This window comes from Paraburkholderia heleia NBRC 101817 (assembly GCF_000739775.1).
In the GTDB taxonomy this organism is placed as follows: domain Bacteria; phylum Pseudomonadota; class Gammaproteobacteria; order Burkholderiales; family Burkholderiaceae; genus Paraburkholderia; species Paraburkholderia heleia.
The window spans coordinates 20449-37299 of record NZ_BBJH01000015.1 but is presented as its reverse complement, the minus strand read 5'-3'; the positions used below and the strand labels follow the sequence as shown (position 1 = coordinate 37299).

The 16851-nt window shown below is 67.9% G+C and carries 16 protein-coding genes; 14 read left to right on the top strand and 2 right to left on the bottom strand.

Annotated elements, in window-relative coordinates; genetic code table 11:
* Positions 1-52: 52 nt before the first annotated feature.
* From BHE01S_RS14335 to BHE01S_RS14315, 5 genes are all read left to right on the top strand, one after another.
* On the top strand, positions 53-1213 hold the full coding sequence (locus BHE01S_RS14335; protein WP_042265117.1) for an NHL repeat-containing protein: 1161 nt from the start codon (positions 53-55) through the stop codon (positions 1211-1213).
* Positions 1214-1215: 2 nt separating this feature from the next.
* A complete protein-coding gene (efeB, locus tag BHE01S_RS14330; RefSeq protein ID WP_042265115.1) occupies positions 1216-2523 on the top strand; it encodes an iron uptake transporter deferrochelatase/peroxidase subunit in 1308 nt (435 codons plus the stop codon).
* Positions 2524-2554: 31 nt separating this feature from the next.
* Positions 2555-3574 (top strand): iron ABC transporter substrate-binding protein, encoded by a 1020-nt coding sequence (locus BHE01S_RS14325; RefSeq protein ID WP_042265113.1) that lies wholly within the window; start codon positions 2555-2557, stop codon positions 3572-3574.
* Positions 3575-3647: 73 nt separating this feature from the next.
* Positions 3648-5273 carry an ABC transporter permease gene (locus tag BHE01S_RS14320; RefSeq protein ID WP_407669520.1) on the top strand — a complete coding sequence of 542 codons (1626 nt, stop codon included), beginning with the start codon at positions 3648-3650 and terminating at the stop codon, positions 5271-5273.
* Between the two features lie 15 nt (positions 5274-5288).
* Positions 5289-6338: an ABC transporter ATP-binding protein gene (locus BHE01S_RS14315; protein WP_042265111.1), complete on the top strand. Its 1050-nt coding sequence runs from the start codon at positions 5289-5291 to the stop codon at positions 6336-6338.
* Here BHE01S_RS14315 and BHE01S_RS14310 read toward each other — a convergent pair.
* Entirely contained in the window at positions 6326-7195 is an 870-nt protein-coding gene (locus BHE01S_RS14310) for a LysR family transcriptional regulator (RefSeq protein WP_042265108.1), read from the bottom strand. The two genes, BHE01S_RS14315 and BHE01S_RS14310, sit on opposite strands and share 13 nt — an antisense overlap.
* 128 nt (positions 7196-7323) lie before the next feature.
* On the opposite strand from BHE01S_RS14310, the gene BHE01S_RS14305 reads away from it, so the two are divergent.
* Positions 7324-8250, top strand: a complete 927-nt coding sequence (locus tag BHE01S_RS14305) for a DMT family transporter (protein ID WP_042265105.1) — start codon at positions 7324-7326, stop codon at positions 8248-8250.
* Between the two features lie 20 nt (positions 8251-8270).
* Here BHE01S_RS14305 and BHE01S_RS14300 read toward each other — a convergent pair whose 3' ends face one another.
* Positions 8271-9572 carry an MFS transporter gene (locus BHE01S_RS14300; protein WP_042265102.1) on the bottom strand — a complete coding sequence of 434 codons (1302 nt, stop codon included), beginning with the start codon at positions 9570-9572 and terminating at the stop codon, positions 8271-8273.
* A 217-nt stretch (positions 9573-9789) separates the two neighbouring features.
* Between BHE01S_RS14300 and BHE01S_RS14295 the strand changes: the two genes are divergently transcribed.
* From BHE01S_RS14295 to mdcH, 8 genes are read left to right on the top strand one after another with little or no spacing between them, the layout of a single operon-like run.
* Positions 9790-10581, top strand: coding sequence for a GntR family transcriptional regulator (locus BHE01S_RS14295; RefSeq protein WP_084068867.1), 792 nt, complete (start codon positions 9790-9792; stop codon positions 10579-10581).
* Positions 10565-12238, top strand: a complete 1674-nt coding sequence (gene mdcA / locus BHE01S_RS14290; protein ID WP_042265100.1) for a malonate decarboxylase subunit alpha — start codon at positions 10565-10567, stop codon at positions 12236-12238. The genes BHE01S_RS14295 and mdcA overlap by 17 nt, the downstream gene beginning before the upstream one ends.
* Positions 12239-12243: 5 nt before the next feature.
* The gene (locus BHE01S_RS14285) at positions 12244-13200 is read left to right on the top strand and encodes a triphosphoribosyl-dephospho-CoA synthase (RefSeq protein WP_084068866.1); all 957 of its coding nucleotides are present in this window, start codon (positions 12244-12246) and stop codon (positions 13198-13200) included.
* Complete coding sequence (locus tag BHE01S_RS14280) at positions 13188-13490, top strand: malonate decarboxylase subunit delta (protein WP_042265098.1); 303 nt, start codon at positions 13188-13190, stop codon at positions 13488-13490. The genes BHE01S_RS14285 and BHE01S_RS14280 overlap by 13 nt, the downstream gene beginning before the upstream one ends.
* Complete coding sequence (locus BHE01S_RS14275; RefSeq protein ID WP_042265096.1) at positions 13487-14368, top strand: biotin-independent malonate decarboxylase subunit beta; 882 nt, start codon at positions 13487-13489, stop codon at positions 14366-14368. Before BHE01S_RS14280 ends, BHE01S_RS14275 begins: the two co-directional genes overlap by 4 nt.
* Positions 14365-15180 (top strand): biotin-independent malonate decarboxylase subunit gamma, encoded by an 816-nt coding sequence (mdcE, locus tag BHE01S_RS14270; protein WP_042265093.1) that lies wholly within the window; start codon positions 14365-14367, stop codon positions 15178-15180. The genes BHE01S_RS14275 and mdcE overlap by 4 nt, the downstream gene beginning before the upstream one ends.
* Before the next feature lie 5 nt (positions 15181-15185).
* Entirely contained in the window at positions 15186-15857 is a 672-nt protein-coding gene (locus BHE01S_RS14265; protein WP_322787306.1) for a malonate decarboxylase holo-ACP synthase, read from the top strand.
* Positions 15854-16792 carry a malonate decarboxylase subunit epsilon gene (gene mdcH, locus BHE01S_RS14260; RefSeq protein WP_042265091.1) on the top strand — a complete coding sequence of 313 codons (939 nt, stop codon included), beginning with the start codon at positions 15854-15856 and terminating at the stop codon, positions 16790-16792. The genes BHE01S_RS14265 and mdcH overlap by 4 nt, the downstream gene beginning before the upstream one ends.
* Positions 16793-16851 lie beyond the last annotated feature (59 nt).

Sequence of the window (16851 nt, the reverse complement as noted above, 5' to 3'; positions counted from 1 at the left end):
CGCGCATTCCCTGCCGCACGCGCGGCGGCCGCGCGAGGCACGGAGATTCAGTATGAAACACGCTACGCGCACGCTCCTGCAATGCACGGCCCACGCGATCCGCTCCGCGCTTGCGCTTGCCGCCGCGGCGGCGCTCGCCGGCGCGCCGCTCGCCGCCCGCGCCGACCCGCAGGGCCTGCTCGAGACCGTCAAGCACCACACCACGCTCATCAACACCGTGCCCGACAACGGCGACCAGAACCCGTATGCGATCTTCGTCGCACCGGTCTCTTCCGGCACGGTGAAGGAAGGCGACGTGCTGGTCGACAACTTCAACAACGCGGCCAACCTGCAGGGCACCGGCAGCACGATCATCGACTATCACCCCGACACGAAGCAGATGTCGCTGTTCGCGACCATTCCGCGCGATCTCAAGGAATGCCCGGGCGGCGTCGGCCTTTCTACTGCGATGACGATGCTCAAGTCGGGCTGGGTCATCGTCGGGAGCACGCCGAGCAACGACGGCACCACCGGCACCAAGGGCGCCGGCTGCATGATCGTACTCGACAGCAGCGGCAAGATTGCCAAGGTCATCAGCAGTCCGAATATCAATGACCCCTGGGGCAACATGGCCGTGGCCGACAACGGCGACCGCGCCACGCTGTTCGTGAGCAACGCCGGCTTCGGGGTGGGCGGCGCGGACGGCAATCCGCCTGTGTTCAAGCAGGCCACGGTGCTGCGCCTCGATCTCGACATCCCGAACGGCCAGCCGCCGGTCGTGAAGCGCGAAACCGTGGTGGCGAGCGGCTTCGGCGCGCAGGCGGACAAGGGCGTGTTCCTCGTCGGCCCGACCGGCCTCGCGCTTTCGGCGGACAACAAGCTGCTCTACGTGTCCGATGCAATCGGCAACCGCATCAACGTGATCGAAGACCCGCTCACGCGCGACACGAGCGCGGGCGTGGGCCGCCAGCTCACCGCCGACGGCCTGCTGCATCGTCCGCTCGCCATGATCGCCACGCCGCAGGGCCACCTGCTCGTGACGAATGCCCTGAACGGTCAGGTCGTCGAGATCGACCCGGCCGCGGCAAAACAGCTGTACGCGCGCTGGATCGATACCGACAAGGCGCAAACTCCCCCGGGCAACGGCGACCTTTTCGGCATCGCGCTGACCCCGGCGGCCGACGGCTTCTACTACGTGGAAGACGACGTGAACACTCTCGTGCTGGCTAAATAATCATGTCCTCCGACGATACCTCCAACCCACCCTCGCGCCCCGCGCGGCGCGGCTTTCTGAAAGCCGGTGCCGTGCTCGGTGCGAGCCTCGGCGCAGGCGCGGCTACAAGCGGCCTCGCCCAGGCCGCCGAGGCGAAGCACCATGCGATGCCTGCCGACCCGATGCTCGCCGTCGAGCCGTTCTATGGCGAGCACCAGGGCGGCATCGTGACGCCGCAACAGGCACACACGTATGTCGCGGCCTTCGACCTCACGACGACTTCGCGCGACGACGTCATCGACCTGTTGCGCACGTGGACCGAGTCCGCGGCGCGCATGAGCCAGGCGCAGCCGGCCGCCTCGCTGGACGGCACGGGCGGCGACCATCCCGCGCCCGACTCCGGCGACGTGCTGGGCCTCGGCCCTGCGGGCCTCACGGTCACCTTCGGCTTCGGCCCCGGCCTCTTCACGTCGCAGGACAAGGACCGCTACGGTCTTGCGCACAGGCGCCCCGCCGCGCTTGTCGATCTGCCGCGCTTCAACGGCGATCAGCTGATCGCGCAAAAGACCGGCGGCGACCTCTTCGTGCAGGCGTGCGCCAACGACGCGCAAGTCGCCTTCCACGCCGTGCGCCAGCTCGCGCGCCAGGGCTACGGCATCCTGACGATGCGCTGGGGCCAGGCGGGCTTTCTTTCGGGCCCGCGCGCGCAGACGCCGCGCAATCTCATGGGCTTCAAGGACGGCACGAACAACCCGCCGACCACGGACCCGAAGGCGATGAACCAGTTCGTCTGGGCCACCGCCGCCGACGCGCCGTGGATGCAGGGCGGCACCTATACGGTGGTGCGCCGCATCCGTATCACGCTGGAACACTGGGACCAGATGGAACTGGGCTTCCAGGAACAGGTGTTCGGCCGCCACAAGTACAGCGGCGCGCCTCTGGGCCAGAAGAAGGAATTCGACAACGTCGATCTCGATGCGCAAGACAAGGACGGCAATCCGCTGATTCCCGAGAACTCGCACGTGCGGCTCTCGAACCGCGCGTCGAACAATGGCGCGCAGATTCTGCGCCGCTCGTACTCGTACAACGACAGCACGGACTTCTATATCGAACGCTGGCCGCCGTGGCGCCAGGAAACCGAATACGACGCGGGCCTCATCTTCATTGCCCACCAGGGCGACCCGCGTACGGGCTTCATCCCGATCAACGAAAAGCTCGCGAAATTCGACATGATGAACCAGTTCACAACGCACGTAGGCAGCGCGATTTTCGCGTGTCCGCCCGGTGCGAAAGCGGGCTCGTTCATCGGCGCGGAGCTGTTCAGCGCCTGAGACTCATCGATAACACGGATAACGAAGCAATATGAACATTTCCCTGATGCGCGCACCGCTGCGCGCCGCCGCCCTCTCGCTCGCGCTTGCGGGCATGCTGCCGCTCGCGGTGCACGCGACCTCGATCACGCTCTACAACGCACAGCACGAGCAGGTCACGAACCAGCTTGCGAAAGACTTCGCGCAGCAGACCGGCATCGATGTGAAGGTCCGTAGCGGAGAAGGTCCGGCGCTCGCGGCGCAACTCGTCGCCGAAGGCGGGAAGACGCCCGCCGACGTCTACTTTACGGAGAACTCGCCCGAATTGATGCTGCTGGAAGAAAAGGGCCTGCTCGCCCCCGTGCAGCAAGCGACGCTCGCCGCCGTGCCCGCGCGCTTCAACTCGCCGCAAGGACAATGGGTGGGTGTGACCGCGCGCGAAAACGTGCTCGCGTACAACACGGCCAAGGTACAGCCCGCGCAATTGCCGAAGTCGATTTTCGATCTCGCCAAACCCGATTGGAAGGGCAAGGTCGGCATCGCGCCGAGCGACGCCGACTTCCTGCCGCTCGTCGACGCCGTGCTCGCCGTGAAGGGCGAAGCCGCCACGCTCGACTGGCTCAAGGGTCTGAAGACTAACTCGCAGATCTTCGACGACGACGAAGGCGTGGTCGCCGCCGTGAATCGCGGCGCGGTCGCCACCGGCATCATCAACAATTATTACTGGGACCGCCTGCACGCCGAGATCGGCGACAAGAAAACACAGAGTGCCGTCGCGCATTTCGCCGATGGCGACGTGGGCGCGCTCGTCAATGTTTCGGGCGCCGCCGTGACGAAGTCCGCGCACAATGTCGACGGTGCGCAGAAGTTCCTCGCCTACCTCGTGAGCGAGCGCGCGCAGAAGCTGATGGCGCAGGACCATATCAGCTTCGAGTATCCGCTGCGTCCAGGCGTGGCGAGCGACCCTATCAACAAGCCGTTCGACCAGTTGAAGCCGCCCGCGCTGACCATCCAGCAGCTCGGCGACGACAGCCAGGCGGGCAGACTGCTTCGTCAGGCCGGCCTGCTGTAATCGATATGGAATACGAAGCAATATCGTGAGCGAAGCCGTTACTGCCGCGCAGGCCGTGCCTGAGTCTCATCAAGTGGATCTCGCGGGGGGCCCTCCCCCGCGCGCGCGTCAGCGTGTGCCGCACGCTCTCTTTGCGGCCGCCGCGCTCGGCCCGCTGCTGGTGCTGCTGCCGCTCGCGCTGACGTTCTGGCGCGCACTATCCTTTGGTCTCGCCGACGCCGCCGAGCTGATCTTCCGGCCGCTGGTAGGCGAGTTGCTCGTCAACACGCTTTCGATCACCGTTTCGGCCACGCTTGCCAGCGCCGTGCTCGGCACTGCGGTGGCGTGGCTCGTCGAGCGCACCGATGTGCCGGGGCGGCGCGCCTGGGCGCTCCTCGCCGCCGCACCGCTCGCCATGCCCGCTTTCGTCACGAGCTACGCGTGGGTCTCCCTGAGCCTCGATTTGCAGGACTTTTTCGGCGCGTTCATTGTCATCACGACGGCCTACTTCCCGCTCGTCTACCTGCCCGTGGCCGCGGCGCTGCGCGGCCTCGACCCCGCGCTCGAAGAATCGGCGCGCGCGCTCGGCTGCAACCGCTGGGCCGTTTTCGTGCGCGTCGTGCTGCCGCAATTGCGGCCCGCGCTGTTCGGCTCGATGCTGCTCGTCGCACTTGGCGTGCTCTCCGAATTCGGCGCATTTACGCTGCTGCGTTTTCGCACGTTCACCACCGAGATCTACGCGGAGTACCGCACGAGCTTCGATGGCGGCGGCGCCTCGCTGCTGGCCTGCGTGCTGATCCTGCTCTGCCTCGTGTGTCTCGTGCTCGAGTTTCGTGTGCGCGGGCGCGCGCGCTACGAACGCGTGGATCGCGGCACGCGCCGCGCGAGCGTGCGCCATGTGCTCGGCCGCTGGCGCTGGCCCGTCGCGGCGGGCTTCGTCGCGCTCAATGTGGCGACGCTCGGCGTGCCGCTCGCGATGATCGGCTACTGGCTCACGCAGCCCGGCGCGGCGGCGATCACGCCCGCCGACGTCTCGCTGGAGTTGCTGGTTTCGACCACCTTCGCCTCGCTGCGCCTCGGCCTCACGGCCGCGTTTTTCACCGTACTGCTCACACTGCCGCTCGCCTACCTGCTTGCGCGTCATCCCGGCCGCGCCGCCACCTTTCTCGAACGCACGGCCTTCATCGCGCAGGGCGTGCCCAGTCTCGTCATCGCACTGGCCATCGTCTCGCTCGCGGTGCGCGCGCTCGAACCGCTCTACCAGGGCACCACGCTGCTGATTACGGCATACGCGATCCTCTGTCTGCCCCTTGCGCTCGTCAGCGTGCGCGCGGCGCTCATGCAAGCGCAGCAGCGCCTCGAAGAGACGGCGCGCGCGCTCGGCCTCGGGTGGTTCGAAACGCTGTGCCGCGTCGTGCTGCCGCTCGCGGGTCCCGGCCTCGGGGCGGCCGCCTCGATGGTCTTCATCTCGGTGGTCACCGAACTGAACGCAACGCTGCTGCTCGCGCCCATCGGCACGCACACGCTCGCCACACAGGTCTGGACCGATACCTCGACCCTCGCATTCGCGGCCGCCGCGCCCTATGCCGCGCTGCTCACCGCGCTTTCGCTCGCCGCTTCCGGCCTGCTGTTCGCGTTTGCCGGCCGTTCCGCGCTCCCGGGCCATGCAACGGTCAACGTGCCGGTCGATACGATCAACGCGCCGCCCGACGACGCCTGAGCCTCACTGAGTCCCATGAGCACACTTCGCATTTCCGGCCTCCAGAAGGCCTTCGACGGCCATCCGGTCCTGCACGGCATCGATCTTTCCGTGCGCTCGGGCGCGCTCGTCGCGCTGCTCGGACCTTCGGGCAGCGGCAAGACCACGCTGCTGCGCGTGCTGTGCGGCTTCGAGCGCGCCGACGCCGGCACAATCGAGATCGACGGCCGCCGCGTCGCAGGCGACCGGCTGCATCTGCCGACCGAGCAGCGTCATATCGGCTACGTGCCGCAAGAGGGGGCGCTCTTTCCGCACCTCACTGTCGCCGAGAACATCGTGTTCGGCCTGCCGCGTGCGCAGCGGCGCGCGCGCCATCGTGTGGCCGAATTGCTCGAACTCGTCGGTCTTCCGGAATCCTGTGCGTCGCGCGCGCCACAGCAACTCTCGGGTGGCCAGCAGCAACGCGTGGCGCTTGCCCGCGCGCTCGCGCCCTCACCCGGCCTCGTGATGCTCGACGAGCCGTTCTCGTCACTCGACGCCGCGCTGCGCATCGAAACGCGCGAAGCCGTGGCGCGCGCGCTGGCCTCGGCAGGCGCAACCGCCGTGCTCGTCACGCACGACCAGGCCGAGGCGCTTTCGCTCGGCCACGAGGTCGCCGTTCTGTTGCGAGGCAAGCTGTTGCAGAGCGGGCCGCCGCAAACGCTCTATCGCCGCCCGGCCACACGCGAACTCGCGGCCTTCATCGGCGAGGCGGTGCTGCTGCCGGGTAACGTGGCCAACGGGCGAGCGCATTGTGTGCTCGGCGCGCTGCCGGTCCAGCAAGACCAGCATGCGCAAGAAGGCGCCGTGGACGTGATGCTGCGCCCTGAGCAGATCGACGTGCTGCCCGAATCCGCGCAACACGGCGGCGCGCTGGAAGCCGTGGTGCGCGCCGTCACCTTCCAGGGTCAGGACGCTGCGCTCACGCTGCAGCTGATCGATGCGCACGCAACGGTCCGCGCGCGCGTTCCCGGCTATCGCACGCCTCGCGAAGGCGAGCGCGTGCGGCTTGCGGTGGGCGGCGAAGTGAGCGTCTACCCGCGCTGACGCGGCACCGAGAGGTCCTGCACCATCTGCTGCGCGAGGTAATCGCAAGTCGGCCGGTTCGACTTGACGCTACGCGCCACCACGATTTCCAGCGGCTCGATCTTCGGCAGGCCCTGCGCCTCGCCGAGGATCGCAAAACGCGCGGGCACGCTGCAACGCGTGAGCGCGACGATCGCAATGCCCGCCTCCACCGTCGCCGTCAAACCCATCAAACTCGCGCTGCTATACGCGGCGCGGTAGCGGATGTGCGCGCCGTCGAGCGCGGCCACGGTATGCGCGCGCGCCACGCTGCCATGCTCGTAGAGCCCCACCGGCAGCGGCGACATGGCAAGCGGCGCGGGATCGGTGGCGGACCCCACCCAGACCATCTCCTCGGCGCGCACGAATTCGCCGCGCATCTTGCGGTCGCGCGTGACGAACGCGATATCGATCTTGTTGTCCGCCAGCATCGGCCCAAGCGCGACGCTCTGCGCGCAGACGATCTCGATCTCCACATGCGGGTAGAGGGTCGAAAAGCGCCGCAACACCGGCGAAAGCAGCGACGCCATATAGTCGTCGGGCGCGCCGAGCACCACGCGCCCCGTCACCTCGGGCCGCACGAGCGCCGCCCACGCCTCCTCCTGCAGGTCGAGCGCGCGCCGCGCATATTCGAGCAGCGTGTTGCCGGGGCGCGTGAGCGCGAGATTGCGCGTGTCGCGCGTGAATAGCGTGGTGCCGAGCATCTGCTCGAGCCGCTTGATCTGCATGCTCACGGCCGCCTGCGACCGATGCACGGCCACGGCGCCTTTCGTGAAGCTGCCCGCATCCGCCACGGCAGCGAAGGTGCGCAGCAAATCGATATCGAATTCGGGGTTCATACGCGGCTGGGGAAGCGATTTATAAGCTGTGTTGATGGAATTCTTCAATTTAATTCGTTTGCCCGCACCCCGCAACTCGCGAATACTTAAGTTCTCTCCAACCCGCTTTCAATTCCCCAGTTCCGGCCATGCAATCCGAACATCACGGCAACCGCCAGCAAGGCGTCCTCATGCTCGCGGGCGGTGGCCTCCTGATGGGCACGATCGGCGTGTTCGTCGAGGAGGCGCGCCTCGGCGCCCTCACGCTCGTGTTCTTCCGCTGCTTTTTCGGCATGCTCGCGCTCGCCGGGTACTGCGCATACAAGGGCTGGCTCTCGCCGCGGCAGTTCACGCGCCGCACGCTCGCGCTCGCGGTGATTTCAGGTGTGCTGATGGTCACGCAGTGGGTCGCTTTCTTCGACGCGATCCATCGCACGAGCATTGCCGTTTCGACGGTCGTGTTCCATGTGCAGCCGTTCTGGGTCGTGCTGATGGGCGCGGCGCTCTTTCACGAGCGGCTCGGCGCCGACCGGCTGGGCTGGATCGGCATTGCGTTCGTGGGGCTCGTGCTTGCTTCCGGCGTGCTTGCTCAGACGCACGTGGCCGATCGCACGAGCTACATGATCGGCATTGGCGAGTCGCTGGGCGGCTCGGTGCTCTATGCGAGCGTCACGCTGATCGCCAAGAGCCTGCGCAACTTTCGCCCGCATCTGCTCACGCTTACGCAGTGTGTGGTGGGTTCCGTGTGCCTGCCGCTCATCGCGCCGCTTTTTGCGCCGCTCGAACTCGCGCATATTTCCGCCACGCAGTGGGGATGGCTCGTCGGCATGGGGGTGCTGCACACCGGGCTTTCTTACGTGCTGATCTATGGCGCGCTGCCGATGTTGACGACACCCGTGATCGCCGTGCTGCTGTTCGTGTATCCGCTCACGGCGATCGCCGTCGATGCGATCGTCTACGGTCGCGCGCTGAGCGCGCCCCAGCTTGCGGGCATGGCGCTGATCGTGGCGGCGAGCCTCGGGGTCAATCTCGGCTGGCGCCTGCTGCCGCCGAGGCTCGTGAAGGCGCGGCGCTAACCGGCGCGCCGCATAGGGGGTCAGGAGGGCAGCGTTTGGCCCTTCGTTTCCGGCGCGAACGGAATGATCAGGAGCCCGAGCACGAAGGCCAGCGCCGTCAGCGCCACCGGCACGCCAAGCGTGTGCATACGCAGCACGGCCGCGCCCAGCAGGAAGTTCACGCCCGCGCCCACGAAGCGGCCAAACGACGTGCAGAACGCGAACGCCGTCGCGCGTACACGCGTTTCGAACTGTTCGGGCAGCCAGAGGCTGAACAGCGCGAAGTTGCCGCCAAAGAAGCCCAGCACGAAGAGCAGCGCGATGAACGGCACGAGTCCGTTCTCCAGGTAGAATGCCCAGCCGAAGCTCGCCGCGATCGTCACGGCCATGCCCGCGAAATAGACGGCGAGCGTCCACTTGCGCCCGATACGCTCGGCCATGGGCGGCAGTGCGAGGCAGCCAAGAATCGTGCCGATCGACAGGATGCCCGTGGCGATGGAAGCCGTGCGGATCGCCTCGGCCTTGTTCGCACCGGCCTTCGTCGCCAGCTGGATCACCGCGGACGGTTCATAAACCGCGCCTGCCCACAACCCGATGATCGCGATCGTCAGCAACGCGCACGCAACCACGGTACGCAAGCGATACACGTCGCCGAAGATTTCACGCAGCGGGCTGCCGCGATGCACGTGGCTCGCCTCCGACTTCTGCCACTTGGCCGGTTCCTCCACGCGCGTGAGCACGAGAATGGCCACCACCACCGGCAACGCACCCGTGAGGAACATGGCGCGCCAGCCGAAGTGCACGCCGACCGTGTAGTTGAGCGCGGCCGCAATGAAAAAGCCCGCGTAATACCCGGTCTGCAGATAGCCCGCGCCCATCTTGCGGCGGTCTTCGGGCCAGGATTCGGCCACGTAGGTGCCCGCGAGCGCCCACTCCCCGCCGATGCCCACGCCCGCCAGAAAGCGGTAGATGCCGAGCGACCACACGCTCTGCGCGGTGGCCGAAAGTCCCGTGAAGATCGCAAACATGAAGATGGTGCCGGCCAGCACGCGCGTGCGGCCAAAGCGGTCCGCGAGCGGCCCCCAGATGAACGACAGCCCCCAGCCCACGAGGAAGAGCGCGAACAGGATCGAGCCGGCAAGCCCGACGTTCGCCGCACTCGCCTCATAGCCCGAACGCGGCAGCAACTCCGTGAGCGCGGGCGTGAGCACGAGTGCGTAGATGAACGAGTCCATCCCGTCGAGCGTCCAGCCTGCCCAGGCGCCCCAGAAGCCGGCGATCTGCGACCGGTTGAGCGGTGTCTTGGTGCGAGTTCGCCGCGCGGACTCGGTGATCGAATTCATGATGCTCCTCTCTCCTTTGATGCCTCGCCAGCCCGCGCAGCAAGATGCGCACGCACGCCGCGAAACGCGGAAACGCAGGCCGCGGCAGTGCCGGCCCTCTTCAGGAACTCCCTGTCAGCCCCCGTTCTTCTTACCCGTCTATAGTGAATCTGGTGTTGCTGTGTTGCGGGTTTTCGAGGCTTTCGCCTTGGTCGTTTTATATATAATATTTGATCTCATGAGCGACGCAACGAATGGTTTTCCCCTGGAAGGCGCTGCCGCGCCCCGCACCAGCACCTCGCGCATGATCGCCGACGCCCTGCGCAGCGCGATCGTCGAGGGCAAGCTCGCGCCCGACGCGCCGTTGCGCCAGGACGCGATCGCGCGGCATTTTTCGGTTAGTGCGATCCCCGTGCGCGAGGCGCTGCGCCAGCTCGCGAGCGAAGGCTGGGCGAAGATCGAGGTCAACAAGGGCGCGAGCGTGGCCTCCCTTTCCGCGGACGAGGCACGCGAAATCTATGAAATCCGCTCCGCGCTCGAAAGCCTCGCGCTCGGCCTCGCCATTCCGAATCACACGGTCGCCACGCTGCGCGAAGTGAGCGCGCTGGCCGCCGCCGCGAAGCGCGAGCGCGATCCGTCGCTCTATGTCGCGCGCAACGAGGCCTTTCACATGAGCCTCTATGCGCCCGCCGGCCGCCCGCAGCTGCTGGAGATGCTCACCGCGCTGCATCGGCGCGGCGAGCGTTATCTGCGCCTGAAATTCGGCTTTCCCGAATACAAGGGCGAATCCGATAGCGAGCACACCGAAATTCTCGCTGCCGTCAAGCGCGGGGACGTGCCCATGGCGCAAAGGCTCGTGGCCGAGCACCTGCTCGGCACGGGCGACCTCATCTACCGTTTCCTGACCGAGCGCGCCGCGCTGCCCGCGGCGGCAACCTCCGTGCCGCCTTCGGCACACACTGCCGCCGCGAAGCCGCGCGCCGCCTCTTCCCGCTCACGGAGCCGAACTGCCGATGAAGCCTCAAGCTGATACGCCAACCTCGCCCGGCCTCGCGCCGCGTTCGTGGACCACGCGCCGCGACGAGAAGGCCCGCCGCCTCGCCGCCGTTTCGGGCTGGCTCGAAGACGGCGTGCTGCCCGCCTCGCGCATGACCGACGCGCTCGAACTGCTGATCCGCCCGGGCGACCGCGTCGCGCTCGAAGGCGACAACCAGAAGCAGGCCGACTTCCTCTCGCGCTCGCTCGCCAAAGCCGATCCGGCCAAGGTCAACAACGTTCACCTGCTGATTTCGAGCATCAGCCGCCCCGAGCACCTGACGCTGTTCGAGCGCGGCATTGCGCACCGCGTGGACTTCGCGTTCGCGGGGCCGCAAAGCCTGCGCGTCGCGCAACTGCTCGAAGACGGGCAGCTCGAAGTGGGCGCGATCCATACCTATGTCGAGCTGTACGCGCGGATGTTCGTCGACCTGATTCCCCAGGTCGCGCTGCTGTGCGCCGAAAAAGCCGACCGCCACGGCAATCTCTACACCGGCCCGAACACCGAAGACACTCCGACCATCGCTGAAGCCGCTGCGTTCAGCCAGGGCATCGTGATCGTTCAGGTCAACGAAATCGTCGATGAACTGCCGCGCGTGGACATTCCTGGCTCCTGGGTCGACATGGTCGTGCAGGCCGACCGGCCGTTCGCGGTCGAGCCGCTGTTTACGCGCGATCCGCGCCACATCGGCGACCTGCAGGTGCTCACCGCGATGATGGTCATCAAGGGCATTTACGCACCCTATGGCATCGCCGCGCTCAATCATGGCATTGGCTTCGACACCGCCGCGATCGAATTGCTGCTGCCCACGTACGGCGAATCGCTCGGCCTGAAGGGCAAGATCTGCCGCAACTGGACACTCAATCCGCACCCCACGCTCATTCCCGCCATCGAATCGGGCTGGGTGGAAAGCGTGCATTGCTTCGGCAGCGAAGTGGGTATGGAAGCCTATATCGCCGCGCGGCCCGATGTGTTCTTTACCGGCAGCGACGGCAGCCTGCGCTCGAACCGCGTGCTGTGCCAGCTCGCGGGGCAATATGCCGTGGATCTCTTCATCGGCTCGACGCTGCAGATCGACGCGGACGCGAATTCGTCCACCGTCACGCGCGGCCGGCTCGCGGGCTTCGGCGGCGCGCCGAACATGGGCCACGATCCGCGCGGCCGGCGCCATGCGAGCGAAGCGTGGCTCAAGCTGCTCAAGGACAATGGTCCCGTTTCGCGCGGCCACAAGCTCGTGGTGCAACTGGCGGAAACCTGGAAGAAAGGCGGCGAGCCGACTTTCGTCGACGAACTCGACGCCATCGCCGTGGGCCAGAAGAGCGGCATGCCCGTCGCGCCCGTGATGATCTACGGCGACGACGTGAGCCATGTCGTGACCGAAGAGGGCATTGCGCACCTGCATCGCGCAGAGGGCATCGACGAGCGCCGCGCCGCGCTCGCGGCCGTGGCGGGCGTGACGCCCATCGGCCTGCGCGCGCAGCCGCAGAAAACCGACGAACTGCGCCGGCGCGGCATCGTGCAGTTCCCGGAGGATCTCGGCATTTTGCGCGGCGAAGCCAAGCGCTCGCTGCTCGCGGCGCGCAGCATCGACGATCTGGTGACCTGGTCGGGCGGGCTTTACACGCCGCCCGCCCGCTTCCGCAGCTGGTAAGCGCGATGCGTACGCCTCCTTTTGCGGTGCTTGCCGAGGGCTCGGCGGGTCTCGCGCGCCGTATCGCGTACGCCGGCGACGCGCGGCTCGCCTCCTCCAGCGCGCTGCTCGCCCGCTTCGCCCGCGACGCGCTGATCGAAGAGGCGCGCCTCACGCCCAAGCCCGCGCTCGTGGACGCGCGCGGTAGTGGCGCGCACAACGATCTCGATCTGGCGACGATGCTGCGTTCGGCGCACGCGCTCGAACCCACGTTCGAAGCGCTCGCGCGCGCTTCGCGCGGGGCCTCGCCCGGCACGGCGCTGCGCACCGATCTCGCGCGCATCGGCCGCGCCGGCGAAGCCGCCATGATGCGCGCGACGCAAGGCAGCAACGCGCATCGCGGCGCGATCTGGATTGTCGGGCTGCTGGTGGCGGGCGCAGCGATCGCGCATACACCGCAAGGCAGCGACGGCGAGTGTGCCCACGCGGCGCACATCTGCGAAACGGCCGCACAGATCGCGCGCTTCGACGACCTGCTCTCGCAGCCCGCGCAGAGCAACGGAGAGCGCGTGCGGCAGCGCTACCACGTAGGCGGCGCGCGCAGCGAAGCGCAAGAAAGCTTTCCGCATGTCGTGCGCGTGGGTCTGCCCGCCCTGCACGCCGCACGCGCGCAAGGCCACGAAGAAGCCCACGCGCGCGTGGACGCCCTGCTCGCGATCATGGCCTCGCTCGACGACACCTGCGTGCTGCATCGCGCGGGGCTCGCCGGGCGCGAGGCCGCGCAAGCGGGCGCGCAGCGCGTGCGCGACGCCGGCGGCCTCGCCACGCAAGCCGGCCGCGCCGCGTTCGACGCGCTCGAACGCGGCCTGCTCGCACTCAACGCATCGCCGGGTGGCGCGGCCGATCTGCTCGCCGCGACGCTCTTCATCGACAGACTGGTTCAGCACCGCATGGGCGGGAGGACGGTTTCATGGAACAACTGACATTCGACTATCCGGCGCAACGCGCCGTGACGACGCGCGCCCACGTGGGCGTGGTGGGCTCGGGCGATCTCGAAGTGCTGCTGCAGCCCGCGAGCGACATGCAGGCGCGCGTGGTCGTGCATACGAGCGTGGACGGCTATAGCCACATCTGGAAGAGCGTGCTCGACCGCTTCTTCACGCGCTACGACGGCGCGGCGCTCATCGAGATCAACGACTTCGGCGCCACGCCCGGCGTGGTGGCGCTGCGGCTCGCGGAAGCCGTGGAAGCCGCGCAGGAGGCGCAGTCATGAGCGGCACGAATCCACTGACGCCGGCCACGCTGCTGCGCGAGAGCTTCATCGAATTGAGCGCGCGTGAGCGCGCAGCCGCCGTGCTGGACGCGGGCACGTTCCGCGAACTGCTTGGGCCGTTCGACCGTATCGAATCGCCGTGGCTGCCGTTGCAGGGCATCGTCTGCCAGGCCGACGACGGCGCGGTGATCGCGCGCGGCACCATCGACGGCGAGCCCGCCGTCGTCGCCGCGATCGAATCGGCATTCCAGGGCGGCAGCATCGGCGAAGTGTCGGGCAGCAAGATCGCCGCCGCACTCGAACTGGCACTCGCCGACTGCGGGCGCGGCAAGATCGTTCGGCCCGTCATCCTGTTCGAAACCGGTGGGGTGCGCTTGCAGGAGGCCAATCTCGGCCTCGCCGTGATTGCAGAGATCCAGTCGGCCATCGTCGCGTTGCGCGCACACGTGAACGTGGTCGGCGTGATCGCGGGCATGGTGGGCTGTTTTGGCGGCATGTCGCTCGCGGCCGCCCTGTGTTCGACGCTCGTGATGACGAAGCAGGGCCGCCTCGGCATGAACGGTCCGGAGGTGATCGAGCAGGAAGCCGGCATCGAGGAACTCGATTCGAGCGACCGCCGCCAGGTGTGGCGATTGATCGGCGGCGAGCAGCGCGTGCAGACGGGCTTCGCCGATGCGCTCGTCGAAGACGCCGTGGACGACGTGCGCGCCGCCGTGCGCGCGGCGTTTGCGCAAGGCGCGCCGCGCACGCCGCGCTCGGCGGATGTGGATGCCACGCTCGCGAAACTCGCGCAGATCGATCCCGCGAGCGTCACCCCTGAAACGATGCGTGCGGTATTCACCGCTTCGCCCCTGAACCCGAGCGGAGAAAACGCATGAACGACACGACGACGAGCCGAGGCTCACGCTGGCTGCGCGCCCTCGCGGGCGCGCACACGCAGGGCGCGTGCGTGCAATATGCCGATGCGCCGCTCGGCAGCGAAACCGCGCGCTTCATCACGGTCGCACCCGATCCCGCGAACCGCTTTCCACGCGCGCGAGAGAACGTGGTGGGCCTCGAACAAGGCTGGCAGCTCGCGAAGGCCGTGCGCGAAGCGATGACCGAAGACGCCGCGAGCGGCCAGCGCCGCCCCATCATCGCGATCGTGGATGTGAAGAGCCAGGCTTACGGCTATCGGGAGGAGATGCTCGGCATTCACCTCGCCTGCGCCTCGGCCGTGGACGCCTACGCAAGCGCGCGCCTCGCGGGGCATCCCATCGTGGCGCTGATCGTCGGGCCCGCCATGTCGGGCGCGTTTCTCGCGCACGGCTACCAGGCCAATCGCATCGTCGCGCTCGACGCGCCCGGCACGATGGTCCACGCCATGGGCAAGGAAGCGGCTGCGCGCGTCACGCGGCGCAGCGTCGAAGACCTCGACGAGCTGGGCGAAAAGATCGTGCCGATGTCGTATTCGATGGCTTCGTTCGCGAAGCTTGGTTTGCTCGACGAGTTGATCGAAGGCGTCGATGCGGACGCGCCGGGCGAAGCGCAGATCGCACACGTGCGCGATGTGCTCGCACAGAAGGTGCGGGAAGCACGCGGCGACAGGAGCGGGCTCGCGCATCGACTGCAGGGTGAGTCGGCGCAGCGTACGCGCGCGGCGTCGATCGAGGTGCGCAAGCGCCTCGCGCAACAGTGGGACGCCAGCTGATGCACATGCGCGCCGCCCCGCCGTTCGCTGTCGACGCGCCGCGCGTGGACGATGCGCGCTGGCGCGCGCACGACCTGCTTCGCGTCGCGCGCCATACACCATCGGGCGACGAACCGGACTGGGTACGCGCAGCGCTTGCCCGCGCGCCTTGGGTGGTCGTGCGGCGCACGCGCGCGGCGGCGGGTTTCGTGGCGGTAGGCGTGCGCGGCAGCGTACGTTCGGAGCGTTTCGGCACGTGGCTCAATACTGAGGATATCGAAGCATCCCTCGCTCCGGAGCATCTGCCCGCAGTGGAGCCGCTTCGCGCGCGGCGCGCGCTGCCCGCGTTCATCGCGCTCGCCGCCCTGCGCACGAGAGCCGCGCCGCTGCGCAATTACGTTTGGGGCCCGACAGGCAGCGCCGGTTTCGAACTCGCAACGGGCGTTCCCACCCTCACGGCATCGAGCGACCTCGACATCCTGATTCGCCTGCCGCAGCGCGTCTCACGCGCGACCATCGACTCGCTGGCGCAAACGCTCGCGCAAGCCGCCAGCCGCTGCGGCACACGCATCGACGCGCAGCTCGAAACACCCGCAGGCGGCGTCGCGCTCGCCGAACTCGCGGCGCACAAGCCGCGCGTGCTGGCGCGCGCCTCCAGCGGCGCGCAACTCGTCGCCGACCCGTGGCAAGCGGCATGACACTCGCGCTGCTCTTTCCGGGCCAGGGCGCGCAAAACGCCGGCTTCCTCCACACACTGCCGCAGCACGACGCCGTGCGGGCGACGCTCGACGAGGCGTCGGCGGCACTCGGCTTCGACGTCCTCACGCTCGACAGCGACGACGCCTTGCGCTCCACGGTTGCCGTGCAGATCGGCCTCACGGTCGCGGGCGTGGCCGTGGCGCGCGCGCTCGCGCACGAAGGACTCGCGCCGCAATTCAGCGCAGGGCTTTCCGTGGGCGCTTATGCGGCCGCCGTAAGCTGCGAGGCTCTCGCGTTTGGCGACGCGCTGCACATGGTGCGCAAACGCGCCGAGCTGATGGAAAGCGCGTGGCCCTCGGGCTATGGCCTCACGGCCGTCGCGGGGCTGACCGAGACGCAGGTGGAAACGATCGCCGACGCGCATGCTCGCGAAGGCGGCGAGCGCGTGTACGTGGCGAACGTCAACGCGCCGCGCCAGATCGTCGTGGCCGGCGCCGACGGCGCGCTCGAAGCCTTCGCGGCCCGCGCGCTCGGCGCCGGTGCGCGCAAGGCGCAACGGCTTGCCGTGGCCGTTCCTTCGCATTGCGAACTATTGTCCGGCGCCGCCGAGGCGCTCACCGGGTGGGCACGCGACATACCATTTCGTGCGCCGCGCGGCGTCTATATCGACAATCGCGGCGGCAGGCCGCTCTACAGCGCCGACGCCATCCGCGCCGATCTCGCCACCAACATGCGCTACACGGTGCGCTGGTACGACGCGCTCACGGTCATGATCGAGTCGGGCGCGAGCGTGCTGGTCGAAGCGCCGCCTGGCCAGGTGCTCACAGACATCGCGCGCGAGCACTATCCCGAGGTGACCGCGCTCGCGGGCTCGGGTTTGCCGCTGGAACGGCTCGTCGCGATCGTGCAGCGCCGGCTCGGCGCGGACGACTGATCGCAGCACTAACGGCGATTTCGGTGTTTATGCGCATAAATTCTTATTTGATTTTTAGC

Bases quoted from the DNA above. Each gene is read 5' to 3' on its own strand.
- BHE01S_RS14280 (WP_042265098.1), top strand. From the start codon at position 13,188: ATGGAACAACTGACATTCGACTATCCGGCGCAACGCGCCGTGACGACG.
- BHE01S_RS14310 (WP_042265108.1), bottom strand. From the start codon at position 7,195: ATGAACCCCGAATTCGATATCGATTTGCTGCGCACCTTCGCTGCCGTG.
- BHE01S_RS14325 (WP_042265113.1), top strand. From the start codon at position 2,555: ATGAACATTTCCCTGATGCGCGCACCGCTGCGCGCCGCCGCCCTCTCG.
- mdcA (WP_042265100.1), top strand. From the start codon at position 10,565: ATGAAGCCTCAAGCTGATACGCCAACCTCGCCCGGCCTCGCGCCGCGT.
- BHE01S_RS14285 (WP_084068866.1), top strand. From the start codon at position 12,244: ATGCGTACGCCTCCTTTTGCGGTGCTTGCCGAGGGCTCGGCGGGTCTC.
- mdcH (WP_042265091.1), top strand. From the start codon at position 15,854: ATGACACTCGCGCTGCTCTTTCCGGGCCAGGGCGCGCAAAACGCCGGC.
- BHE01S_RS14305 (WP_042265105.1), top strand. From the start codon at position 7,324: ATGCAATCCGAACATCACGGCAACCGCCAGCAAGGCGTCCTCATGCTC.
- BHE01S_RS14295 (WP_084068867.1), top strand. From the start codon at position 9,790: ATGAGCGACGCAACGAATGGTTTTCCCCTGGAAGGCGCTGCCGCGCCC.
- mdcE (WP_042265093.1), top strand. From the start codon at position 14,365: ATGAACGACACGACGACGAGCCGAGGCTCACGCTGGCTGCGCGCCCTC.
- BHE01S_RS14275 (WP_042265096.1), top strand. From the start codon at position 13,487: ATGAGCGGCACGAATCCACTGACGCCGGCCACGCTGCTGCGCGAGAGC.
- BHE01S_RS14300 (WP_042265102.1), bottom strand. From the start codon at position 9,572: ATGAATTCGATCACCGAGTCCGCGCGGCGAACTCGCACCAAGACACCG.
- BHE01S_RS14335 (WP_042265117.1), top strand. From the start codon at position 53: ATGAAACACGCTACGCGCACGCTCCTGCAATGCACGGCCCACGCGATC.
- BHE01S_RS14265 (WP_322787306.1), top strand. From the start codon at position 15,186: ATGCGCGCCGCCCCGCCGTTCGCTGTCGACGCGCCGCGCGTGGACGAT.
- efeB (WP_042265115.1), top strand. From the start codon at position 1,216: ATGTCCTCCGACGATACCTCCAACCCACCCTCGCGCCCCGCGCGGCGC.
- BHE01S_RS14315 (WP_042265111.1), top strand. From the start codon at position 5,289: ATGAGCACACTTCGCATTTCCGGCCTCCAGAAGGCCTTCGACGGCCAT.